20 protein-coding genes are annotated in these 23,716 nt (G+C 63.1%); 11 read left to right on the forward strand and 9 right to left on the reverse strand.

Annotated features, from left to right (window positions below):
• Nucleotides 1-147: 147 nt before the first annotated feature.
• From IB279_RS16270 to IB279_RS16290, 5 genes are all read right to left on the reverse strand, one after another.
• The gene (locus tag IB279_RS16270) at nucleotides 148-1,551 is read right to left on the reverse strand and encodes a CehA/McbA family metallohydrolase (protein ID WP_192339352.1); all 1,404 of its coding nucleotides are present in this window, start codon (nucleotides 1,549-1,551) and stop codon (nucleotides 148-150) included.
• 7 nt (nucleotides 1,552-1,558) lie between these two features.
• The gene (locus IB279_RS16275; RefSeq protein ID WP_029742803.1) at nucleotides 1,559-2,662 is read right to left on the reverse strand and encodes an ABC transporter ATP-binding protein; all 1,104 of its coding nucleotides are present in this window, start codon (nucleotides 2,660-2,662) and stop codon (nucleotides 1,559-1,561) included.
• 13 nt (nucleotides 2,663-2,675) lie between these two features.
• Nucleotides 2,676-3,506, reverse strand: coding sequence for a carbohydrate ABC transporter permease (locus tag IB279_RS16280; protein ID WP_029742802.1), 831 nt, complete (start codon nucleotides 3,504-3,506; stop codon nucleotides 2,676-2,678).
• Complete coding sequence (locus IB279_RS16285; protein ID WP_057251755.1) at nucleotides 3,506-4,414, reverse strand: carbohydrate ABC transporter permease; 909 nt, start codon at nucleotides 4,412-4,414, stop codon at nucleotides 3,506-3,508. The genes IB279_RS16280 and IB279_RS16285 overlap by 1 nt, the downstream gene beginning before the upstream one ends.
• Before the next feature lie 116 nt (nucleotides 4,415-4,530).
• A complete protein-coding gene (locus tag IB279_RS16290) occupies nucleotides 4,531-5,892 on the reverse strand; it encodes an extracellular solute-binding protein (protein WP_029742799.1) in 1,362 nt (453 codons plus the stop codon).
• A gap of 232 nt (nucleotides 5,893-6,124) precedes the next feature.
• Between IB279_RS16290 and IB279_RS16295 the strand changes: the two genes are divergently transcribed.
• Together IB279_RS16295 and IB279_RS16300 are read left to right on the forward strand one after the other, a co-directional pair.
• On the forward strand, nucleotides 6,125-7,165 hold the full coding sequence (locus IB279_RS16295; protein WP_029742798.1) for a LacI family DNA-binding transcriptional regulator: 1,041 nt from the start codon (nucleotides 6,125-6,127) through the stop codon (nucleotides 7,163-7,165).
• Between the two features lie 11 nt (nucleotides 7,166-7,176).
• Nucleotides 7,177-9,111, forward strand: a complete 1,935-nt coding sequence (locus IB279_RS16300; protein ID WP_113187113.1) for a DUF5054 domain-containing protein — start codon at nucleotides 7,177-7,179, stop codon at nucleotides 9,109-9,111.
• Here the strand turns inward: IB279_RS16300 and IB279_RS16305 are convergent.
• Nucleotides 9,098-10,408 (reverse strand): adenylate/guanylate cyclase domain-containing protein, encoded by a 1,311-nt coding sequence (locus tag IB279_RS16305; RefSeq protein ID WP_060522005.1) that lies wholly within the window; start codon nucleotides 10,406-10,408, stop codon nucleotides 9,098-9,100. The two genes, IB279_RS16300 and IB279_RS16305, sit on opposite strands and share 14 nt — an antisense overlap.
• Before the next feature lie 326 nt (nucleotides 10,409-10,734).
• Here IB279_RS16305 and urtA point away from each other — a divergent pair, with 326 nt between their 5' ends.
• From urtA to IB279_RS16335, 6 genes are all read left to right on the forward strand, one after another.
• A complete protein-coding gene (urtA, locus tag IB279_RS16310; RefSeq protein WP_113187112.1) occupies nucleotides 10,735-12,027 on the forward strand; it encodes an urea ABC transporter substrate-binding protein in 1,293 nt (430 codons plus the stop codon).
• A 170-nt stretch (nucleotides 12,028-12,197) separates the two neighbouring features.
• Nucleotides 12,198-13,814 carry an urea ABC transporter permease subunit UrtB gene (gene urtB, locus IB279_RS16315; protein WP_060530434.1) on the forward strand — a complete coding sequence of 539 codons (1,617 nt, stop codon included), beginning with the start codon at nucleotides 12,198-12,200 and terminating at the stop codon, nucleotides 13,812-13,814.
• Nucleotides 13,811-14,971 (forward strand): urea ABC transporter permease subunit UrtC, encoded by a 1,161-nt coding sequence (gene urtC, locus IB279_RS16320; RefSeq protein ID WP_034805744.1) that lies wholly within the window; start codon nucleotides 13,811-13,813, stop codon nucleotides 14,969-14,971. Before urtB ends, urtC begins: the two co-directional genes overlap by 4 nt.
• Before the next feature lie 4 nt (nucleotides 14,972-14,975).
• Nucleotides 14,976-15,740: an urea ABC transporter ATP-binding protein UrtD gene (gene urtD / locus IB279_RS16325; RefSeq protein WP_060522009.1), complete on the forward strand. Its 765-nt coding sequence runs from the start codon at nucleotides 14,976-14,978 to the stop codon at nucleotides 15,738-15,740.
• Between the two features lie 35 nt (nucleotides 15,741-15,775).
• Nucleotides 15,776-16,471, forward strand: a complete 696-nt coding sequence (urtE, locus tag IB279_RS16330) for an urea ABC transporter ATP-binding subunit UrtE (RefSeq protein WP_029742910.1) — start codon at nucleotides 15,776-15,778, stop codon at nucleotides 16,469-16,471.
• A 307-nt stretch (nucleotides 16,472-16,778) separates the two neighbouring features.
• Nucleotides 16,779-17,237, forward strand: a complete 459-nt coding sequence (locus IB279_RS16335) for an Rrf2 family transcriptional regulator (RefSeq protein ID WP_060522010.1) — start codon at nucleotides 16,779-16,781, stop codon at nucleotides 17,235-17,237.
• A gap of 72 nt (nucleotides 17,238-17,309) precedes the next feature.
• Here the strand turns inward: IB279_RS16335 and IB279_RS16340 are convergent, their stop codons facing one another.
• A complete protein-coding gene (locus IB279_RS16340) occupies nucleotides 17,310-18,023 on the reverse strand; it encodes an SDR family NAD(P)-dependent oxidoreductase (RefSeq protein ID WP_113187111.1) in 714 nt (237 codons plus the stop codon).
• A gap of 51 nt (nucleotides 18,024-18,074) precedes the next feature.
• Here IB279_RS16340 and IB279_RS16345 point away from each other — a divergent pair, with 51 nt between their 5' ends.
• The 3 genes from IB279_RS16345 (at nucleotide 18,075) to IB279_RS16355 (ending at nucleotide 20,706) form a co-directional block, all read left to right on the forward strand.
• A complete protein-coding gene (locus tag IB279_RS16345; RefSeq protein ID WP_192339353.1) occupies nucleotides 18,075-18,701 on the forward strand; it encodes a Crp/Fnr family transcriptional regulator in 627 nt (208 codons plus the stop codon).
• Nucleotides 18,702-18,758: 57 nt separating this feature from the next.
• Nucleotides 18,759-19,334: a class I SAM-dependent methyltransferase gene (locus tag IB279_RS16350; RefSeq protein WP_113187110.1), complete on the forward strand. Its 576-nt coding sequence runs from the start codon at nucleotides 18,759-18,761 to the stop codon at nucleotides 19,332-19,334.
• Between the two features lie 145 nt (nucleotides 19,335-19,479).
• Nucleotides 19,480-20,706, forward strand: a complete 1,227-nt coding sequence (locus IB279_RS16355) for an acyl-CoA dehydrogenase family protein (protein WP_113187109.1) — start codon at nucleotides 19,480-19,482, stop codon at nucleotides 20,704-20,706.
• A gap of 79 nt (nucleotides 20,707-20,785) precedes the next feature.
• Here IB279_RS16355 and IB279_RS16360 read toward each other — a convergent pair whose 3' ends face one another.
• Together IB279_RS16360 and IB279_RS16365 are read right to left on the reverse strand one after the other, a co-directional pair.
• Nucleotides 20,786-22,183 carry an LLM class flavin-dependent oxidoreductase gene (locus IB279_RS16360; protein WP_113187108.1) on the reverse strand — a complete coding sequence of 466 codons (1,398 nt, stop codon included), beginning with the start codon at nucleotides 22,181-22,183 and terminating at the stop codon, nucleotides 20,786-20,788.
• A 79-nt stretch (nucleotides 22,184-22,262) separates the two neighbouring features.
• Nucleotides 22,263-23,480 (reverse strand): SfnB family sulfur acquisition oxidoreductase, encoded by a 1,218-nt coding sequence (locus IB279_RS16365; RefSeq protein ID WP_060522015.1) that lies wholly within the window; start codon nucleotides 23,478-23,480, stop codon nucleotides 22,263-22,265.
• Nucleotides 23,481-23,716 lie beyond the last annotated feature (236 nt).

The following is a 23,716-nucleotide window of genomic DNA, read 5'->3' on the forward strand; positions in this document are numbered from 1 at the left end:
AGTTTCTGCCTTTTTTCTTAGCACGGAAATTTTCTGCTTAAAATTGCTGCAATCGTAAAATGTGTCGGTAAAGCGGAAAATATGAGCGTGCCGAAATCGGATGCCCCATACTTTGAGAATGAGATCAGTTGCGGAGTGCAGCGGCCGTCAGTTGGGCCGGCAATAGATCGGATTGCTGATGGCCCGGCGGATCGTCTGTTTCGAGAGATCGTCCTCCGAGAGCGCCCAGGGCAAATTTTTGCCGTGGAGGGCCTCCCGGAATGTCTCGACGATCGCGCTCCGGTTGGCGGCCGCGGCGATTTCGGTCCGCAGGAACCGATCGGGCGAACCGGCATAGTGGGCGGTCCAGTCGTCAGCTTCGATGGTCTCTTCACCGACGATGCCGGAAGCGTCGAGCCACAGCAGCCGGTCGCCCTTGGCGCCGCGAACTAAGGCCTCTGCGGTCACTGGGCCAACCACGGTCGATCCCATCGGTTGGCCGTTGGCGATCAGTTCGAGATGCGGGCCGGTCGGGCTTTCCGTCACGTAGCCGTGGCCCGATCTCATCGTGGCGAGCACGGCGTCTTCGGAGAGTTCATCGAGCCAGAGCACCGTCGTCGGGCGGGCGAGCACCAGCGGTCCCTCCGGCATTAGCCGCGCGGGCTGGTGGAAATCGCTGCCGCCGATGGCGGAGATCCTCAGGCCTGAGGCGAGGCGCTGCTGGTAGCGCTCGAGCGACACCCAGTTCCAGGCGAGCCAATGGGATTGCCAGACCTCCATGCAGTCGATCTCAGGCAGTTCGTAGTCCCAGGGGATGGTCGGCTTGTCGTGGTTGACCGAGAGCAGGCCGCCGCGCTCATGCACCATGCTCGCGAGCGTGTGGGCATGTTCCGGCTTCGTCATGCGAAAATCGACCCAATCGTCGACGCCGAAGACATTGGCGTGGCCGACGGCGGTGGTGATTTCCATGGCGCGGATGAAAATGAGGTCGGCGGAGGAATGCGGATGGAAGTAGCGCCGCTGGGTGATGGTGTTGTGGTCGGCGACCGCAAGAAAATCGAGACCGGCCTGTTTGGCGGCGGCGTGCAGCAGTTCGGGCGAGCCAGCCGCATCCGAGTGGAAGGTGTGACAGTGCAGATCGCCGCGATACCATCCGGACTGTTTGCGAACGGGGAACGTTCTTTCCGGCTGCGGCACGATGGAGCGCGGGCTTCTGTCGAAATCGACCGTCACGCGAACCTCGGCGCCTTCTTCGGGGATCTTGTAGAGGCCGAGCATTACCTTCCACTGGCCGGGCGGCATCTCGCCGTGAATGTAGCCGGGCGTGGCGTCGTCGGTGGCGATGAAGAAACGGTCACGCGCGCCACCGCTCCAGCCGCGAAAACCTTGGCCGGTCGGATACTCGGTCGCCCGCGGATCAAGCGCGCCGAGATCGATGATGCATGCCTCTGACTTCGGATAGCTGAGCGTCGCGTCGATGCGCGTTACACCTTCGGGCACCTCGAAGGGCAGATAGAAATACGGATCGGCCGCCTGATGCTTACGGGTGATGCGCAGGGCAAATTCCTGCATGGCGGCCTCAGCGTTCGTCTGCCGCGGGAATGCGGGCGCTGCTGTCATCGAAGAGGGTGATGTGCCTGGCGTCGAAGGCGAGGTGGACTGAGGTTCCGACCTTGATCTCGTCGTCGGTGAAGATGCGCGCGGTGACGCGACCATTGTCGCCGCGCTCCAACGTGACGAGGCTCTCCGGCCCCATGTTCTCGTTGGCGAAGAGTTCGCCGGAAACCACGTTCAGGTCGCCTGCGGCCGCGATACGCAAATGTTCGGGGCGGACACCGAGGGTCATCCTGGCTGATTTCGCCGCCTTGGCGATGGCGTCGGTGAGCGCGATCGGTGCGAGCTTCAGGCCATCGGCGCGCAGGTGCAGGGCGCCATCGCCGATCGATGCTTCGACGGGGACGAGGTTCATCGGCGGATTGCCGACGAAGTTGGCGACGAAGGTCGTTGCCGGCCGGCGGTAGATCTCGATCGGCGGCGCGAACTGCACGATCCGGCCCTTGTCCATGACGGCGATGCGGGTTGCGAGCGCCATGGCTTCGGCCTGGTCGTGCGTGACATAGACGGCGGTCATGCCCATGTCGCGCTGCAGGTGGTTGAGGAAGCCGCGCGCTTCGAGCCGCAGCTTGGCATCGAGGTTCGAAAGCGGTTCGTCGAAAAGATAGACCTCGCTCGGATAGACGAGCGCACGTGCCAGCGACGTGCGCTGCTGCTGGCCGCCGGAGATCTGGCTCGGCAGCCGCTTCATCAGGTCGCCGATCTTGAGGACGTCGGCCACTTCCTTGGCGCGGGCGTGGCGCTTGGTCTCCTGCTCGCCGCGCACCTTCAAGGGATAGGCGATGTTGTCGGCGATGTTCATGTGCGGGTAGAGCGCATAGTCCTGGAACACCATGGAGATGCCTCGGTCCTTAGGATGCAGGTAGGTGACGTCGCGACCGCCGATCATCACCCGGCCAGAGGTTGGCGTTTCGAGACCCGCGATCATGCGCAGGCTCGTCGTCTTGCCGCAGCCCGACGGGCCGAGCAGGCAGATGAATTCGCCGTCGGCGATCTGGAAGCTGATGTCGGGCACGGCGACGAAGGCGCCGAAGGTCTTGGAAATGTTCTGGAATTCGACAGAGGCCATGACGGGTTTCCGATTACGACTTGATGCCACCAAAGAACCGGAAACCGAATTTCCAATTCACGAAGAGATAGAGGGCGATGACCGGCAGCGAATAGATCAGCGAATAGGCAGCCAGCAGCGTGACGATCGGCGTGCCGGCCTCCGAATAGAAGGAGTAGATCGCGACGGATGCCGGCATCAGCTTGTCGCTGCGCAACAGGATGAAGGGGATGAGGAAGCTGCCCCAGATGTTGACGAAGGCCCAGACGACGACCACGACGATGCCCGGCCGGATGACCGGCAGCGCCACATCGAAGAAGGCCTGGAGCGGAGAGGCGCCGGCGACCATCGCACTCTCCTCATAGGAGCGCGGGATGGCGTCGATGAAATCACGAAGAATGAACATCGCCGTCGGCAACAGCCCGCCGGCAAAGACGAGAATGACGGCAAGATGGGTGTCGATCAGGCCTGCCGCGGAGATGATGAGGAAAATCGGCACCATCGCCGCCGAGCCTGAAACGACCGACGAGAAGAGCAGCAGGATATAGGTGACGGCGCCTTTGCCCGGGATCGGTGAGCGCGAGAGGGCATAGGCCGCAAGCGTCGCCGCCGCGCCGACCAGCACCACGCCGCCCGCCGCCTGGATGAGACTGTTCAGCAGCGCCTGCATCGCGAAGGTGTTCTGGAAGACGGTGGCAAAATTAGAAAGCGTGAAGGGCGAGGGGATGGCAAGGCCGAGTTCGGCACGGGCATTGAAGGGCGCAAAGATGAACCAGACGAGCGGCAGTGCGAAGATCGTGCCGAGGAAGGTGGCGGCGGCGGCAAAGATCGCGCGCCGCACGAAGATATTCTGAGTCTTCTGCATCATTCCGCCTCCACCGGCTTCTTGTGGGCAAGGCGAAGATAGACGAGCGCGAAGGCGAGATTGATCAGCATGATGACCACGCCGACGGCAGCGCCCTTGCCGAACTCGAAATCCTTGAACGCGATGCGGTAGGTGTAGATCGACAGGATCTCGGTGCGATAGGACGGCCCGCCATGGGTGAGCAGGAACGGCGTGAAGACGTTGAAGGTCCACATAGTGATGAGGATCAGATCGGTGACGACATGGCCGCGGATCAGCGGCAGCGCAATGTCGCGCAGCTTCTGCCACGAGGTGGCGCCCGCGACATCAGCTGCCTGGAAATAACTCGGCGGGATCGACTGGAAGGCCGAGTTGAACAGCATCATCGAGAAGGCGGCGCCCCGCCAGGTGTTGAAGAACACGATCACCCAGAACGGTTGTTGCAGCAGCCAGTCGCCCGGAGGCAGGCCGAGGCCGCGCAGGATCATGTTGAGCGTGCCGTTGTCGTAATCGAGGAACGCGAACCAGGCAAAGCCGATCACCACCTCCGGCAGGATCCAGGCGGCGATGACCGCGGTCTGCAGGAAGGATTTGAGCGTCGGCGTGACCGTCTGGCTGAGCCAGGCGAGCAGCAGCCCGAGCAACGCCTGGCCGATCAGCGCCGAGAGCAGCACGAACTGGATCGTCAAGATCAGCGAAAAGCCGAACTGGCCGCGGGTAAAGAAGGTCGCCGGATTGAAGAGCGCGAAATAGTTCTGCAGGCCGACGAAATCGGGGTCGACGGCCGTGCGGCCGAGCAGTGTGCGGTTGGTGAAGGAAACGAAAATCACCCAGAAGAAGGGAACGATGACGAAGACCCCGACGAGGGCCGTGGCCGGTGCCAGAAAAAGCGCGCCGGCGCGCGTCGAAAGCAGGGAGAATTTCTTCATGCGCGTTTCATGCCCATATCCTGGATCGGGAGCCCGGCCACGGATGGCAGCCGGGCGCTCTGTCGTTGGATCGAAGCGGGATGAGGGCACCGTTGCGGCCACATCCCGCATTGGCTTTAGAGCGTGCTGACGGTGTTTTCTTCACCGACGATGGCGATGACGGCCGCCTTGTACTGGGCCATCGCGTCCTCAGGCGAGAGCTCGCCGGAAACAACGCTTTCGGTCATGCGCTGGATCTCGGTCGAGACCTTGTTGTAATTGGCGTCGTTCGGACGGGCCGTGGTGATCGGCAGCAGCGTCGTTGCCGTTTCCGTCAGGAACGGCGAGTTCGGGATCGCCACGTCGTCGCGGATGCGGATGGCGGGCTGGATTTCCTGGAACGCGTCGAGCTGCTCCTTGCTGTTCATGAACGAGAGCAGCGCCCAGGATTCGGCAGGCGCGTCCGTATGCGGATTGATGACGAAGCCGGTGCCGCCGGACATCGTGACGAAATCCTGGCCGCGTAAGCCCTTTCCGGGTGCGGCGGCGGGCATCTTCTTCCAGGTCATGGTGTTGTCGCGATCGGCGACGGCGAATTCGGCGCCGGGCGCTGTGACCGAGCGATAGAACCAGTCGCCCTCGACGAGCATCGCCGTCTTGCCATCGCGGAAATTGGCGAAGGTGCGGTTGCGGCCGTCGGCAAGCAGCTGCGCGCGCTGGTCGCCGAGCTTGTCGTCGACATAGATGGTCTTGTAGAGCTTCAGCGTGTCGAGGATGCCCTGGCTCGAAACGATATATTTGCCGCTGTCGTCGGTGACCTGTTCGCCGGTGCCGAGCAGCGCCATCCAGTAGCCCTGCATCGTGGTCGCCTCGCCCATGGAGACGCCGGCGTTGAGCTGCAACGGGAAGCTGTCGGGGGCGGCCGCCTTGATCTTGCGGGCGGCGTCGAGCAACTCATCCCAGGACTTCGGCTGCCAGCTGTCGGCATCGAGCCCAGCCGATTTGAAGAGGTCCTTGCGCACGAAGATCATGCGGGCGTCGGTGCCGAGCGCGATGCCATAGGGCTTGCCCTGGTAGCTCATCAGCGCCTTGGTGCCGTCGGAGATATGCTGCCAGCCCTCCCACTTCGGAACGTCTGGGCCGGCCACTTCCTCGAGCGACTTCAGGAGATTGCCCTGGACGAAGCTCGGGATCAGGAAGCCGTCGAAGCCGGAGACATCAGGGCCGGCGCCGGTGGAGAAATCGAGCGCGAGCTGCTGCGTCAGCTGCTCGTCCTCGCCGCCGAACTGGGTGAGCTTGACGGTGACGTCCTTGCCTTCGGCCTTCATCTTCTCGGTAAAGGCCGGAATGACCTTCTTTTCGATCCACTCGGCCATGCCGCTGTTTACGCCGCCGATGATGCAGCGGCAGGTGATGTTGAGTTCGGTGGCGCTCACTGGTGCTGCAAAGGCGATGGCCGCGGCTGCGCCGAGCAATAGGGAATGAAACCTGGTACGCATGTTTTCTCCTCCCGGTCGATCCACTCAAGGACCTATGTGTCTGGCTGCGACAGTCCGTCCCTCCTCCAGGTCCGGCGTCTCGACGACGGTCAAGAATGAACACGCTTTCATCTTTGTCAACATGGATCATGTGTTCCGTTGGTAAAAATCGGCGGAATACCTATTCCGCTTGACGAAATAGTCGCGTTGCTCTCTTTTGTGAATGAACACGTTTTCATTTTGTGACGGATAGATGAACGAGCGCGCCGACAAGAAAGCTGCCCGAGCCACCGCAGACCAGGTGGCGCGCGAGGCCAATGTTTCCCGTGTGGCGGTCTCGCGGGCCTTCAATCCGAATGCGTCGCTGAAGCCGGAAAAGCGCGACCGCATCCTGCAGGTGGCGCGGGAGCTGAACTACACGCCCGACATGGCGGCACGCTCGCTGGTGACCGGTCGCTCGCATCTCGTCGGCATGATCGTGCCCGACGTTTGCAGCCCCTGGGAGAGCCAGGAGATCGACGCGTTGACGACGGCGCTGCAGGCGGAGGGCTTCGCGACGCTGCTCTTCAAGGCCAAGGCTGATTTCAGCATGGATCCGCGCCTGCTCACCTACATGCGCGGCTTCAATCCGGATTCCGTGATCGCCTTTACCGAGAACATCCTGCCCGATGTGCTCTGCGGCTTTCTCGACCGCGCGGTGCCGATCTACGTGATCTACGACGACGTGAAGCAGTTTGCAGGCGCCGCATCCGGTACGCTCTATGACCGCCTGCTCGTCCGGCAGAAAAACGGCATCGAGCAGGCGGTGGCCCTGCTTCAGGGCTATGGCGCGCGCCGCATCGCCTATCTCGGCGGCAAGGCGCAGTCGCTCGCCAATGCCGAGCGCGAGCGCACACTGAAGGAGACGCTCGCGGAGCGCGGCATGGATGCGCCGATCGTGCTTGCCGGCGATTACACCTACGACACCGCCTACCAGGCGACGCTCGATCTGTTCCGCATCGGCGAAGGTGCCGATGCGATCTTTGCGGCCAATGACGTCGGCGCCTTCGGCGCGATCGACGCGCTGCGCCACGAGCTCGGGCTTTCGGTGCCTGAGGACGTCAAGGTCGTCGGTTTCGACGACATCCCGCAGGCGCACTGGAAGAGCTACAACCTCACCACCGTGCGCATCGACCTCGAAGAGCGCGTGCGTGCGCTCGTCCGCCTCATCCTGATGCGGCTTCGTGCGCCCGATGCCGAGCCGTTTACCGAGACACTCAACACCCGCCTGATCGTGCGGGGCACCGTCGGCTGAAGGTAGCGAACATGACCGAAAAACGCATCCACGTCGTCTTCAAGACCCATCTCGACATCGGCTTTACCGATCACGCCGAGAAGATCCGAAAGCAGTATCACGAGCGCTTCATCCCGCAGGCGATCGAGACCGGCGCGCACTTCTACAACGAGAACCCGCACGAGCCGCTGTTCGTCTGGACGACGGGCGCCTGGCTGATCTGGGATCACCTGAATTCTCGCTCGAAGGAAGAGGTCGCCCGCCTTGAGCAGGCGATCGAGCGCGGCCTGATCCGCTGGCACGCGCTGCCCTTCACCACCCATACGGAGCTGATGTCGCCGGATCTTTTCAAGGCGGGGCTTTCCTATGCGCAGGAGCTGGACCATCGCTTCGGTCTGAAGACGATCGCCGCCAAGATGACCGATGTGCCCGGCCATACGCTCGGCATGGTGCCGCTGCTGGCCGAAGCCGGCGTGCGCTTCCTGCATATCGGCGTGAACTCCGCTTCGCCGCCGCCGGAAATCCCGGATATTTTTCGCTGGCGAGCGGCGGGCGGCGAGGAAATCGTCGTCATGTACCAGCGCTCCTATGGCGAGACCTATTTCCCCGAGGGTCTCTCCGACGGCCTGAGCTTCGCGCATACCAGCGACAACATCGGCCCGCAGAGCGTGTCGCAGACGGCCGAAGCCTATCGCGAGATCCTGAAACACGAGCCAGGTGCCGCCGTGCGCGCGGCGACACTGGAGGACTACGGCAAGCTTATTTGGGAGGCGCGCGAGCGTTTCCCGGTGGTGGAAAAGGAACTCGGCGACAGCTGGATCCACGGCAGCGGCACCGATCCGGAAAAGATCGCCCGCTATCTGGCGCTGCAGCGGCTTTACGACCAATTTGCCGGCGAGCGGATGACCACAAGCCGCCAGGCCTTCGGCCGCAAGCTGGCGCTGGTCGCCGAACACACCTGCGGCGTCGACATCAAATCCTTCCTGCGCGACGAGAAGGCCTGGGCACGCCCCGCCTTCGAGGCGGCGCGAAAGACTGATCCTCGCTTCCACTATACCGAAGCGTCCTGGGCGGAGCAGCGGGCCTATCTCGACCAGGCGGTTGCAGAGCTGGACGGCGAGGATGCGGTCCGCGCCGAGGCGGCCCTTGCCGAGATTGCCGTTCCATCACGGCCCGAGGCGACCGAGGCTGCTACGCGGCTCGATGTCGGCGGCTGGATCATCGAGCTTGATCCGGTAACCGGCGACGTTTCCGCGCTGACTGCGCCCGACGGTCGGACGGTCCGTGGCGCCAACGGTTCGCTGATCGCCTATCGCTACGAAAGCTATGACGCCGGCGACGTTCGCCGCCACATGGATACGTACCTTACACATTGGATGGATTGGGCGGTGCTCGACCACGACAAGCCCGGGCTTGCGAAGGTTGCGGAAGCGCGCTCGCAGGCCTACGCGCCCAAGCTCTACGGCACGACCGCAACATCCGTCCTTGCAGTCATGCCGGCAGAAGCGGTGGAGCAATTGGGCGCGCCTGCCGAAATCGCCATCGAATTTTCCGCCGGCAAGGACGGGCTCGATATCCGGCTGTCCCTCTATGGCAAGAACGCCAACCGTATGCCGGAAGCGAGTTTTCTGTCGTTCACGCCCGAGGGACGTTCCGCCTGGGATGTGTGCAAGATGGGGCACTGGCACGCCACCGACAATTTCGCCCGCGCGGGCGGTGCACAGCTGCAGGCGGTCACGGCGGTGAGGGGGCGCTCGGAACCGGGCGTCGAGCTGATGGTCGAAAACCTCGACACGCCGCTGGTGGCGCCGCAGTCCTGGCCGTTCATGGCCTTCTGCAAGGACCTGCCTGACTATTCCGCCGGTGTCCGCTTCAACATCCACAACAACAAATGGGGCACCAACTTCCCCATGTGGTGGGGCGGTGATTTCACCACGCGCTTCAAGCTTAGCTTCAGCGGTCGGTGATCGTCAGCGGCTGCGGAGCGACGGAAGGCTCGTCCTCGTTCGGGTGGGCTGAGCCGGTCTCCCGGTGAAGACACCAGATGTCGACCGGAAGGCGACGACCTGGCAGCACGACCGCCTCGTGCGATATCCATGCGGCTTCAGGTGCTGGAGCTTGAAGCCGGCACATCAACGAGGCGGAGACGACAAGCGGCACCTGCAGCGTCTTGGTCATGGATTCCAGGCGCTGGGCCACGTTGACGGCGTCGCCGATGACGGTGAACTCGCTGTGGCAGCCGCTGTCGAGAACGCCGCCGACGACCGTGCCATAGTGCAGGCCGATGCCGGCATCGAGGGCCGGGTGGTTGTTGCGCGCGTTGTGGTTCTTCCAGTCCGTGAGGATGTCGACGAGATCGAGCGCGCAGGCAAGTGCCCTGTCGGCGTCGTCTTCCTTCGGTCTCGGCTGGCCGAAGACCGCCATCACCCCATCGCCGATGAACTTGTCGACGGTGCCGCCGTGTTCGAAGATCGTCTGCGAGACGAGTTGGCGATATTCGGCGAGCACGAAGGCGAGCTCAGGCGCCGGTGCCGCCTCGGCAAAACGGGTGAAATCACGAAGGTCCACGAACATGATCGCGGCGCTGCGTCGCTCCAGCCCGAGCACATCGCCTTTCTCCTGCAGGGCGGAAACGACTAGCGGCGAGAAGAAGCGCGAGAGATTTTGTCGCCGCTGGTCGGCCTTCAAGGCTTCCTTGCGCGTCCGGTCGTGGTCGCGCGCAAGAAGATAGATGGCAAAGGCGGTGAAGCCGAAGCTCACGGTCAGGCCGAGATCCTGATTGAAGAATGCCCCGAGCAGCGAAAGCGGTCCGGAGGCATCATGCCTTGCAGCCGTCATCGCCAGCATCGTCACCCAGGCTATGAGCACGATGGCGGAAAAGAGGAGGACCAGGCGTCGCTCCAGCTTGAGTCCGACATGGACGAGCAGGATGAAGGCGACGACGAGGCTGGTCGTCGTCAGATTGTGGTTCGCTGTCACCGGGCCGGCCAGAATATGGGCGTAGAGCAGCAGCGCGACCAAGAGCGCATCGAGAACGACGAAGAGGGTCGTCAGCCAGGAGCGGCCGGGCAGATAGCGCGCCGTTGCCACCGACGCCACGCTGATGGCGAGATAGCTGACGACAACGACCGCGTGCATGCGTTCCGCGCCCGCGTTGCCGCCGAGCAGCAGACTTGCCAGCAGGATTGCGAAAGCAACGAAGCGCAGGGTGAGCGAACGCTTCTCCCGGGCCGTATCCCAATGCGGATGAAGTGAGGACGTCATGTCTTTCGGCATTCCCCCTGCGTCGACGGCCGGCGATAGCCGCTCTGCTACCAGTCGATTCGCGTCGAATATGTGGCGCGGCCGCAAGCCCGCTGACCTGCGGCCAGATTAGGTTCTAGGGCTTCCAACGATGGGAAGGTCAAGAAAGGTACCATCGCTGCGCTGCAGCCGCCCGCGACCAGGTTATCAATCGCGTTCCTCTTTGCCCCCGGCGCCTACGTAGAATGACGTATGTGCAGTGCAGCGTGGCTGTCCGATGATCCCCTTAAGCAGCGGCCAGAAGCACCGAAAGGCCAGTTGCTCCAGAACGAGAGGGGTTCCATCAGATGACTATCAAGACAAGCGTGACCGGCGCATTCCTGGCCGCCATCCTGTCGACGACGGCTTTCGGCGGCGCTTTCGCCGCTGACGACACGATCAAGGTCGGCATCCTGCATTCGCTTTCCGGCACCATGGCGATCTCCGAGACGACGCTGAAGGACGCCATGCTGATGCTGATCGACGAGCAGAACAAGAAGGGCGGCCTGCTCGGCAAGAAGCTCGAGGCCGTCGTCGTCGATCCCGCGTCCGACTGGCCGCTCTTTGCTGAAAAGGCGCGCGAACTGGTTTCGGTCGACAAAGTCTCGGCGGTCTTCGGCTGCTGGACCTCGGTATCGCGCAAGTCGGTTCTGCCGGTGTTCGAGGAGTTGAACTCGATCCTTTTCTATCCCGTCCAGTATGAGGGCGAGGAAAGCCAGCGCAACGTCTTCTACACCGGGGCGGCGCCGAACCAGCAGGCGATCCCGGCCGTCGACTATCTGATGGAAAACGAGAGCGTCGAGCGTTGGGTGCTCGCGGGCACCGACTATGTCTATCCGCGCACGACCAACAAGATCCTCGAAGCTTATCTGATCTCCAAGGGCGTGAAGCCCGAGGACATCATGATCAACTACACGCCCTTCGGTCATTCCGATTGGCAGACCATCGTTTCTGACATCAAGAAGTTCGGCTCGGCCGGCAAGAAGACCGCCGTGGTCTCGACCATCAATGGCGACGCCAACGTGCCGTTCTACAAGGAACTGGCGAACCAGGGCGTCAAGGCGGAGGATATTCCGGTCGTCGCCTTCTCGGTCGGCGAAGAGGAACTCGCCGGGCTCGATACCACGCCGCTCGTGGGGCATCTGGCGGCCTGGAACTATTTCCAGTCGGTCGACACACCCGCCAATGCCGAGTTCATCAAGACCTGGAAGGCCTATACCAAGAACGACAAGCGCGTGACCAACGATCCGATGGAAGCGCATTACATCGGCTTCAACATGTGGCTGAAGGCGGTCGAAAAGGCCGGCACGACCGATACGGACGCCGTTCTCGACGCGATGATCGGCGTCTCCGTCCCCAATCTTTCGGGCGGCTACTCGACGATGATGCCGAACCACCACATTACCAAGCCGGTGCTGATCGGCGAGATCCAGGGCGACGGCCAGTTCGAGACCGTCTGGGAAACACCCGGCCTCGTCGTCGGCGACGAATGGTCCGATTATCTGCCGGACTCCAAGGACCTGATCTCCGATTGGCGCGCGCCGATGTCCTGCGGCAACTTCAACGTCGCCACCGGCAAGTGCGGCGGCAAGGGTTCCTGATTTCATCACCTAGTCATAGACCGGGCGGCTTGCCGCCCGGACAGTGATTGCATGACGAAAACTTGAGGCAAGCATGCCCTTCGTTCGGCGGCGCGCACGAGCGAAGGGAGCTTGCTTGGGCTATGACGGGTTTGTGCATGCGCCGCATGACCGACCCGGATGAGGGGGCCATGTACCGAATTCTGCAGATCCTGTTCGTTGCGCTGTGTCTGGTGATATCGGCCCATGTGGTCGGTTCTCGCGCAGCCGAAGACCTCGGCCCGCTGATCGATCAGCTGGGCAGCGCTAAGCTTTCCGAAATGGACGACCACATAACGGCGCTGGCCAAGACCGGCGACGCGAAGGTCATTCCGGTGCTTGAGGCGCTGGGCGAGGGGGAACTTTATCAGCGCAAGTCCGACGGCAAGGTCTTTCTGGTCAAGGCGCAGGGCGCAGACCTGCTGCTCGTCGATCCCGTGACCGGGGCTGACGCCGGAGCGGCACCGAAGGCGGCGATGCAGAAGGTCAAGGTCAACAATGCGGTGCGTCGCGCGGTTCGCAGCGCGCTCGGAGGTCTCACGCTCTTCAGCGACGATACCAGTGCGCGCATAAAGGCGGCGCAATCCATGCTGCAGACGCCGAATGCCGATGCGCTCGAGGCGATCGAAACGGCGATCGCGGCCGAGAAAGACGGGACCGTGCGCAAGGTTCTCGATGAGGCCCGCGCGGTGACGCTGCTCGTCTCGGATCGCCCGGACGATCAGAAGCGTCAGGCGATCGCGCTGCTTGCCGAAGGTAACGGGCGAAACGGCCTTGCCGTTCTGACCTCCGCTCTGGCCACAGCCGATGCTTCCCTTAAACCCGATATCGAGGCGGCGATCGCCCGGATCGAGCAGACCCAGGCCTTCTGGAGCGCCGGCCAGAACATTTGGTACGGCCTGTCGCTCGGCTCGGTCCTCTTGCTGGCGGCGATCGGCCTTGCCATCACCTTCGGCGTCATGGGCATCATCAACATGGCCCATGGCGAGATGGTCATGCTCGGCGCCTACACGACCTTCCTGGTGCAGGAGGTGGTGCGCAATTCCTATCCTGACCTCTTCGACTGGTCGCTGGCGATCGCGCTGCCGCTCGCCTTTCTCGTGACCGGCGCGGTTGGCCTTGCAATCGAGCGCGGCGTCATCCGCTTTCTCTACGGGCGACCGCTCGAAACGCTGCTTGCCACCTGGGGCATCTCGCTGATCCTGCAGCAGGCGGTGCGCTCGATCTTTGGGCCGACCAATCGAGAGGTCGGCAATCCCTCGTGGATGTCCGGCGCCTTCGAGTTTGGCGGGCTGACCATCACCTGGAACCGCCTGTGGATCATCGTTTTCGCGCTGGCGGTATTTGCGGCGCTGCTGTTCCTGCTCAAGAGGACGTCGATGGGCCTTAAGATGCGGGCCGTAACCCAGAACCGGCGCATGGCGTCGTCGATGGGCATCCGCACCCCCTGGGTGGACGCGCTCACCTTCGCGCTCGGCTCCGGCATCGCCGGCATGGCGGGCGTGGCGCTCTCGCAGATCGACAACGTCTCGCCCAATCTCGGCCAGGGCTACATCATCGACAGCTTCATGGTCGTCGTCTTCGGCGGCGTCGGCAATCTCTGGGGCACGCTCGTCGGCGCCTTCTCGCTCGGCATCCTCAACAAGTTCCTGGAACCCTATGCCGGCGCGGTGCTCGGCAAAATCCTCGTGCTGGTGCTGATCATCCTCTTCATCCAGAAGAAACCGCGCGGCCTCTTCGCGCTCAAGGGAAGGGCGGTGGAAGCATGATCACGTCATTTCTGATGCGGTCGTTCGACCGCAGCATCCTGATCGCCGTTGCGATCCTTGTCGGCCTCGCCATGCTTGTCCCGGCGCTCAACCTTTTGACCGCGCCCGATCATCCACTGCACGTGCCGACCTATCTTGTGTCGCTGTTCGGCAAGTATCTGACCTATGCGCTGCTGGCGCTGGCGCTCGATCTCGTCTGGGGTTTCTGCGGCATCCTTTCTCTCGGGCATGCGGCTTTCTTCGCGCTCGGCGGTTACGCCATGGGCATGTACCTGATGCGCCAGATCGGGGCGCGCGGCTCCTATGGTAACCCGCTGCTGCCGGATTTCATGGTGTTCCTCAACTGGAAGGAGCTGCCGTGGTTCTGGCATGGCTTCGACATGTTCTGGTTTGCCGCGCTCATGGTGGTACTTGTCCCGGGGCTGCTCGCCTTCGTCTTCGGCTGGTTCGCCTTCCGCTCGCGGGTCAACGGCGTCTATCTCTCGATCATCACTCAGGCGATGACCTACGCGCTGCTGCTTGCGTTCTTCCGCAACGACATGGGCTTCGGCGGCAACAACGGCCTCACCGACTTCAAGGACATCCTCGGCTTCAACATCCAGGCTAACGGCACGCGCGCCGCCTTGTTCGCTGCCTCGGCGCTGATGCTGGCGCTCTGCCTGATCCTGACGTCGGCGATCGTGCGTTCCAAGTACGGCAAGGTGCTCGTGGCAGTCCGCGACGCGGAAAGCCGGACGCGCTTCCTCGGCTACCGGGTCGAGCACATCAAGCTCTTTGCCTTCACCCTATCGGCGATGATGGCCGGCATTGCCGGCGCACTCTATGTGCCCCAGGTCGGCATCATCAATCCCGGCGAGTTCGAGCCCGGCAATTCGATCGAAGTGGTGATCTGGACGGCGGTCGGCGGGCGCGGCACGCTGATCGGCCCGATCGTCGGCGCCATTCTCGTCAATGGCGGCAAGAGCATCTTCACGGCAGCGTTCCCGGAATTCTGGCTCTTTGCGCTCGGCGGCCTCTTCGTGCTCGTCACCCTGTTCCTGCCGAAGGGCGTCGTCGGAACGGCTGGCGCGTACTTCGCCCGCCGGCGTGCGGAGCGTCAGACGCGGGCGGCTGAAACACCGGACAATCTGGCCGTTGAACCCATGGCGGCGGAGTAACGACATGAACCAGACAATCGGGCAGACCAAGCCGACCAGCCTTCTCTATCTCGACGGCGTCTCCGTCTCCTTCGACGGCTTCAAGGCGTTGAATGCGCTCTCCTTCGTCATCGAACCCGGCGAGCTACGAGCGATCATCGGCCCGAACGGCGCTGGCAAGACGACGATGATGGACATCATCACCGGCAAGACGCGGCCGGACGAAGGGCAGGTGTTCTTCAAGGGCGAGATCGACCTGTCGAAAAAGGACGAGGCGGAGATCGCTTCGCTCGGCATCGGCCGCAAATTCCAGAAGCCGACGGTGTTTGAAAGCCACACGGTCTGGGACAATCTCGAGCTGGCGCTCAACCGCAAGCGCGGCGTGTTTCCGACACTCTTTTACCGACTGACGGCAGAGGACAAGGCTCGGATCGAGGAGATCCTTGCGACCATCCGCATGTCGTCGCGCAGCAGCGATCTCGCCGCCAACCTTTCGCACGGGCAGAAGCAATGGCTGGAGATCGGCATGCTGCTTGCCCAGGAGCCGGAACTGCTGCTGGTCGACGAACCGGTCGCCGGCATGACCGACGCGGAAACTGCCGAGACAGCCATCCTGCTGAAGGAGATCGCCAAGACCCGATCGGTCGTGGTTGTCGAGCACGACATGGGCTTCATCCGTGAACTCGGCGTCAAGGTCACCTGCCTTGCCGAAGGAGCGGTGCTGGCGGAAGGCTCGATCGACTTTGTCAGCAGCGATCCGAAGGTGATCGAGAACTACCTTGGCCGGTGATGACCCACACCGAAAATCCAAAAGGAGGGCGCGCCATGCTCAGCGTCGAAAACGTCAATCTTCACTACGGCGCCGCGCAGGCGCTGCGAAACGTGTCGATCACGGCCGAGATGGGCAAGATAACCTGCGTGCTCGGGCGCAATGGCGTCGGCAAGTCGAGCCTGCTTCGGGCGATCACCGGTCAGCATCCGGTCAGCGCCGGCGCGATCGACTTCAACGGCGCAGCACTCGCCGGCATGGCGCCCTATCGGCGGGCAAAAGAAGGCATCGGCTACGTCCCCCAGGGGCGTGAAATCTTCCCGCTGCTGACGGTCAAGGAGAACCTGGAGACCGGCTATGCGCCCCTGAAGCGCGGCGACCGCTCGATACCCGAGGACGTCTTCAACCTCTTTCCGGTGTTGCGCTCGATGCTTGGTCGCCGTGGCGGCGACCTCTCTGGCGGGCAGCAACAGCAACTGGCGATCGGCCGCGCACTGGTGACGCGACCGAAGATCCTTGTGCTCGACGAGCCAACAGAGGGCATCCAGCCCTCGATCATCAAGGATATCGGCCGGGCTATCCGCTATCTCAGGGATTCGACCGGCATGGCGATCCTCTTGGTCGAGCAGTATCTCGATTTCTGCCGCGAACTCGCCGACCACGTCTACATCCTCGATCGGGGCGCTGTGGTCCACGAGGGCGCAGCCGAAACACTGGACACATCAGAGGCGCGCCGCCATCTGACGGTGTGATCGCATCCTGAACAGTTACACCTGCGGTGCTCCGGCGTCGGGTTTCGCGGCGTCCGAGGCAAGCGACTGCTGGCTCTTGAGGCAAAACCACCTTCTCAAGGGAGCGGAAATTCTCCCCCCTGCCATAAAAGCGCCTTCTAAAATCACTAAATCTATGCAGTAACTGACGTATTTTATTGAGAATGGTGCAGTTTGGGTGTAGGACATCCTAAGCGAAAGAGTGCGGCCGTCACAACCCGTTACCCCCGGTAAATGCCGCGGGAAGGGGCGTTGTGGCGGCTTTCCTTGTTCAGGAAAGTGAAGTGACATGTTGACCAAAAAAGGAAAATACGGGCTCAAGGCCCTTGTCGACCTGGCTCAACTGGAGCCCGGAGAGACCGCCTTCATCACCGAGATCGCCACGCGGAACAATATTCCGAAAAAGTTCCTGGACGCGATCCTGCTCGAACTGCGCAATGCCGGCATCCTGCGCTCGAAGAAGGGCCCGGGCGGCGGCTATTCGCTCTCCAGGCCAGCCTCCGACATCCGCATCGGCCAGGTCATCCGCACGCTCGACGGTCCCCTGGCACCGATCCGCTGCGCCAGCCGCACCGCGTTCGAGGCCTGCGACGACTGTGCCGATCCGGTCAACTGTCATGTGCGCAAGTCGATGAGCAACGTACGCGACGCGATCGCCTCGATCCTCGACAACATGACGCTGGAGCAGTTCGCCGCCAACGACAACGCGACCGAGATCGTCGCCTTGAGGGACGCTGAGGCCGGCTGACCTCCGCGCATCCGTTCTTTACTGGGTGCCTGAGATCGCGAGACGCGGCGGGACAATCGCGGAACTGCAGCGTCACAGCTTTCTGATGATCGCGGCGGCTGCAGGCGGCGCTATGATTTCGAGCAGGCGCAGCAATCGCGCCTTGCCGACATGGATGCGGGTTGCGCCCGGCTCGAGCGCACGCAGGATTTCCTTCGCCGCATAGGCCGCGCTGACCTTGTCCTTTCCCCGCCCTGATGTCATCGGGGTATCGACGAGCGGCAGCAACACATCAACCACTTTGACTGCGCCTGCCTGGTGCTGGACGGAAAGTGCATCCGAAAACATGCGCAGCCCCGCCTTGGTGGCGCTGTAGACCGCCGCCGTCGTTTTCGGATAACGGGCGAGTGCTGAGCCGACATTGACGATGACGAAGGGGCGCCCGGGCGTCTTCGGCAGAAGCAGCCGCGACAACAGCATCGGCGCGACGAGATTGGTATCGACTTCGTCCGCGATTTGTCCGGCGTCGTAATGCGGGTCGTCGAACCGGACATTGTGCTGGATGGCCGCGTTGTTGATGAGACCGTCGATCGGATCGCCCGCCATCTTGGCTCCGCAGGCGATGGTTGCGGCCCGATCGCAGAGATCGAGCACCCGCGTTTCGATCCTCCGGTTTCGCAGCGTCAAGTCCTCCAGTCGCTCCCGGTCGCGGCCAAGTGCTAAGACATCGTGCCCCCTCGCGGCCAGTTGCAGTGCGATCTCCCTGCCGATTCCCGAGCTTGCCCCGGTGACGACGTAGTGTGCCATGTGATCTATTTCCCGTTGTTGCGCAGTCGAATCTGCAACGGGAGGACGGGGATGGCATTAACCGAAGTTAAGCGCGGAGAGGGCGCTGCGATTTCGCTGTTCGAGCGCATCGCCCGGCATCCGCTGGCGCAGGCGGAGCGCCTGGCCGAGGCGATGCAGGTGCGCAGCGTGAGGGCTGGCGAAACGGTCTTCCATCAGGATGAGCCGCATCCCTATGTCTATGTGATCGAGCGCGGCCTGGTGAAGCTCACCTATCTGCGTGCCAATGGCGAGGAGTGGATCAAGTCCTTCGCCATCGAAGGGCGGTTCTTTGCGAGCCTCTCGGCGCTGGTGCCCGCCGGGCGGGCGAGCTTTTCGGCAATTGCGGTCGAGGAGAGCCGCCTCGAGAGACTTCCGTTCGTGACGCTGCAGGCGCTGGCCGACACCGACCTTGGCTGGTCGCGGATGATCCGAAGTGCGCTGATGATGCTTGCTGAGCGCAAGGAGCGCCGTGAACGCCAGTTCCTGACGCTTGATCCCGAGGAGCGCTATCGCGCACTGCTCGTCGAGGAACCGGAGGTGGTCGCACGGGTGCCGCAGAAGGACCTCGCCGGCTATCTCGGCATCACCCCGGTCGGCCTCAGCCGCATCGCCAAGCGAGTGCGGGCGGAGGCCGACACCAGGCTTAACCCGGGTTAATGCGCGGCATCCGACAAGGAGCGATACCAGGCACCGTTGCAACAACGGAGGCGCGACTTGACCAAACAGAAAACGGCATCGGATTTCCTGCTCTTCCTCAGATCCTGGGCGGCGAGACCGCTGGAGGTCGCGGCGATCGCGCCTTCGAGCAGACGGCTGGCGGTCGCCATGACCACCGAGATCGGACCGCTCTCCGGCAATGTGCTCGAACTTGGGCCTGGCACCGGAGCCTTCACGCGAGCACTGCTTCGCAACGGCGTTTACGAGGACAATCTCATCCTGGTGGAGCGCAATCCGGCTTTCGCTATGCTGCTGCGGGAGCGGTTCCCGAGCGCGACGCTGATCGAGGGCGACGCCCGGCACCTGGCCCTGCCGGCGGCGAAGTCCGTCGGGGCGGCGATCAGCGGCCTGCCACTTCTGTCCATGCCGGCGCAGACTGTGCGGGCGATCCTCGCCTCGGTCTTTCATCACCTTGCCGAGGATGGAAGCCTGTTCCAGTTCACCTATGGACCGCGATGCCCGATCTCGCTCCAGGTTCTGGGCGAGCTTGGGCTCAAGGCCTCCTTTCGGCGCTGGGTGCCGCTCAACCTGCCGCCTGCCAGCGTCTATCGCATTTCCCGGAATAGTGCCTGAGCGCGATGGCCCCGTTTCCCGCCGGCGCGTGGGCGGCACCGGGTGGCAGGTAAGACTTTCTCGGGCTTCCGCCCAAGTCAAAATCCATTTGCTGTCATTGTCTATAGAATAAGTTCATTATTACGCCTCAACCAAGGAGAGGCGGATGAGCAACGTACACTTCCTCAGAGAACCGGCGCCGGTGAACGCCGAACATGACGAAAGGCGACGGGAGCTTTTTGCCCGTGCCGAGGCGCTGTCAATCGATCTTGCCCGTCGGGGCGCCGAACTCGACCGGGTGGGCGCGCCGCCGCGCGAGGAGATCGAGGCGCTCCGCCAGGCTGGTCTGTTGACGGCGTTGCATTCGCCGGAGATCGGTGGGGCCGGCTTGAGCTGGATCGACGGGCTGCGGCTGGTGCGCGTCGTCGCGCGCGGCGAAAGCTCGATCGGGCAATTGCTGGGCTACCACTACGTCAACAGCCAATACGTCTATTGGGCCGCCGCCGATCCCCGGCAAGCCTGGGTGCTGGGCGCCGAAACGGTCGAGCGGCAGCTCTACTGGGGTGCAGCTGTCAACCCGCGCGACCCCGGCCTGACGCTCGAGCGGCGCGGCGCGCACTACGTCTTGAACGGCCGCAAGACGTTTTCGACCGGCGCGCATGTCTCCGACCGCATCAACGTCAATGCCACGCTCGACGGCAAGATCGCCAATTTCGTCGTGCCCACCGACCGTCCCGGCTATATCGCGAACGACGACTGGGACAATATCGGCCAGCGCCTGTCGGACAGCGGCAGCGTCGAGTTCCGCGACTTTCCGGTTTATGGGCGAGACTTCATCCAGGCGCTTGCCGAACCCTTAGATCCGCCACCGGTGCAGGCGACCTTCAACACGCCGCTGATCCAGCTCGTCTTCGTCAATTTCTATCTCGGCACGGCGCAGGGGGCGCTGGCAGCAGCGCTCGACTACGTCCGCAGCACAACGCGTCCCTGGGTGACGTCCGGCGTCGAGCGTGCCGGCGACGACCCCTATATCCTTGAGGCGATCGGCGAGCTCCAGACGAACCTGAAGGCGTCGGTCGCGCTGGCTGATGCGGCTGCGGCAGCGGTCGAAGCGGCCTTGTCCGAGGGCAGCTCGGTAACGGCCGAGGCGCGGGGCGCGGCGGCGATCGAGGCCTATGCGGCCAAGGTGCATTCCACCCACGTGGCGCTCGACGTGACGGCAAGGGTGTTCGAATTGATGGGCGCGCGCGCCACGGCTGGGCACTATCGCTTCGACCGCTACTGGCGCAATGTCCGCACCCACACGCTGCATGACCCGGTCGCCTACAAGGCGCGCGAGGTCGGCGACTTTGCGCTCAACGGACGGATCCCGCCGATAAGCCTCTACAGCTGAACCTGACGCATAGGGTGACTGTGCGTAGAAAAACGCCGCCTGAACAAAGGTTCCGGCGGCGTTTCTTTGATGTCTTCGCTTAAGCGGAGGCCGCGATCGTCTGCCGCTGGCCGGCGAGGTCGCGATAGCCGGCGCCCGGATGCGGCGCTGCAAGTCTCGGACCGGCGCCGAAGAGCTTTTCGCGGAGCGTGCCTTCGCGGTAGCCGGTCTTGTAGACGCCGCGTCTTTGCAGTTCCGGCACCAGCAGGTCGACGGCGTCTTCGAAGGTCCCGGGCGTGATGGCATAGGCAAGGTTGAAGCCGTCGACATCGGTGTCCTCGACCCATTCCTGCAGGAGATCGGCGACCGTCGAGGGCGAGCCGACGAAGACGGGGCCGAAGCCGCCGATACCCACCCAGTCGGCCATTTCGCGCACGGTCCACACCCGGTCCGGGTCGATGGTCGTAAAGGTCTCGACGGCCGATTGCACCGCGTTGGTGTAACGGTGGCGAAGCGGCTCGTCCGGGGCGAACTGGCCGAAATCGATGCCTGTCCAGCCGGAGATCAGCGCCAGGGCACCCTCGTAGGACACGTGGCTGCGGTATTCGTCGAACTTCTTCTTCGCCTCCGCGTCGGTTTCGCCGAGGATCACCGTCTGCAGATTGAAGGCGAGGATTTCGCGTGGGTTGCGGCCGGCGCGCGCGGCTGCCTCGCGGACATTGGCGACATAGCGCTTCAATACGGTTTTGGATGGCGCGGCGACGAAGATGCATTCGGCGTGCGCCCCGGCAAAGTCCTTGCCGCGGCTCGAAGAGCCGGCCTGGTAGAGCACGGGCGTGCGCTGCGGCGACGGTTCGCTCAGGTGAATGCCGGGAACAGTGAAGTGGCGGCCGTGATGGTTGATCGGATGCACCTTTTCCGGATGGGTGAAGATACCGCTTGCCCGATCGCGCACGATGGCGCCGTCCTCCCAGCTTCCTTCCCAGAGCTTGTAGCAGACCTCCAGATATTCCTCGGCGAGATCATAGCGGTCGTCGTGGCGCGCCTGCTGCGCCTGGCCGATGTTGAGCGCGCCGCTGTTGAGGTAGGAGGTGACGATGTTCCAGCCGACACGCCCCCGGGTCAGATGGTCGAGCGTCGAGATGCGGCGGGCGAAGGTATAGGGATGCTCGAAGGAGAGCGACGCCGTCAGCCCGAAGCCGAGATGCTCGGTCTCGTAGGCCATGGTCGGCACCAGTTGCAGCGGGTCGTTGACCGGGACCTGGGCCGAATGCCGAAGGGCTGCATCCGCATTGCCGTTCAGCACGTCATAGACGCCCAGCACGTCGGCGATGAACAGGCCGTCGAACTTGCCGCGCTCGAGCGTTTTTGCCAGATGCACCCAGTAATCGAGATCCTTGTAGCGCCAGGACTGGTCGCGCGGATGGGTCCAGAGCCCCGGCGACTGGTGGCCGACGCAGTTCATGTCAAAGGCATTCAGCCGGATTTCGCGGCTCATGGGGCTCTCCTTCGGGCAAGGTTGGGCGTTGCCCAAAGCGCCGGTCACGCCTCGGGACGATCGCGCGCGGTCGATGGGCTCAGAGTGCGCCGTTCTTCGGCGGCTTGATGCCGTTCAGGTGGTAGTTGCCGACAACGTGATGCTTCCAGCGCACCGGGTCGTGCAGCGTGTGGGTGCGGGCGTTTCGCCAATGGCGGTCGAGGTTGAGGCCGATCTTCGTCGATGCGGTGCCGGCGAGTTCGAAGAGCGTGTTGCTCGCTTCCAAGGCGATTTCGGTCGTCAGGACCTTTGCCGCGGCAACGGCAAGCGTCGCTTCGATCACGCTTTCCTCGGTACCGTTGATCTGGGCGACGTCGACCTTTTTGCCGGCACGCTCCACCGTGGCCGTTGCCGCCTCCAGGCGGATGGCAAGCTGGCCGATGCGGGCGATCGTCAACGGATCGTCGGCCGCCCGTTCGGCGCCACTGTCCATCCAGGGGCGCGCATGATTGCGGACAAAGTCGAGGGTTTCGGCAAAGGCTGCCCGGGCAATGCCGAGATCGATGCCGGCATGGATGATCTGGCCGACGCTACCGATCGTCGTCGGCCTTTCGAAGCCGCGGTGATGGCGCACCACCGCATCGGCGGCCACATAGACGTTCTGCAGCACGGTCGTGCCGCTGCCGGTCGTGCGCTGGCCGAAGCCGTCCCAGTCGTCGATGATCTGCAAGCCCTCCGCGCCGCGCGGCACGAAGGCCATGGTCAGCTTGTCGTTCGGATCAAGGGCGAAGATGACGATCCATTCGGCAAACAGCACGCCGGTCGAATAATATTTGCGCCCGTTCAGACGGAAGCCGGGGCCGTCGGAGGAAAGCCGGGTCTCATAGTCGCCGACGGTTTTCGTGCCACGCTCCGAAAGGGCGTTGCCGAAACGGTCGCCGGCAAGCGCCCGGCCGAAGAAAAAGGCCTTTTGCTCCTCGGTGCCATCGGTGCGCAGCGCCTCGAGAATGTAGAAATGGTTCTGCGGGATCTGGCCGATCGAGGAATCCGCTTCCGAAAGGATGGCGGTGACTTCGGCAAGAACGGCATTGGAGACGTCTATGCCGTCATACTCCGGCGGCACGGTGATCGCCAGCAGGCCGGATTGGGCGAGCGCATCGAGCTCGTCGAAGGGCAGAATGCGATCCGTGTCCCGCTCGTTGGCACTCCCTGCAAATTCCGCCGCCAGCTCACGCGCGATCGACAGCGCTTCCTCTTCGCTTTCGATCCGGTGCGCCGGGGCTCTAGTTTTCTCGGAAAGCCGCGAGATCGTTCCCATGTGACTGCTCCCTGTCGATTGAGGTGCATATCAGTGAATTATCTGGCCTGATCGGGTAAGATAGTATATTCTATAGAAATTATCGATTTGAGTATTTCGTTTCGGCCTTGATGGCGACTTGGTGTTTACCTTCGGGTCGGGATGGGTAAGATCGATTCGGGGGAAGGCCAGGGAAGAGGACCCTGGTGACGGTCGGCGGCGTGTATGCTCACCGATTTCCCGCCAAAATTGACTGC

Origin of the sequence: Ensifer sp. ENS06, assembly GCF_014852205.1 — a bacterium.
GTDB classification, from domain to species: Bacteria; Pseudomonadota; Alphaproteobacteria; order Rhizobiales; family Rhizobiaceae; genus Ensifer; species Ensifer adhaerens.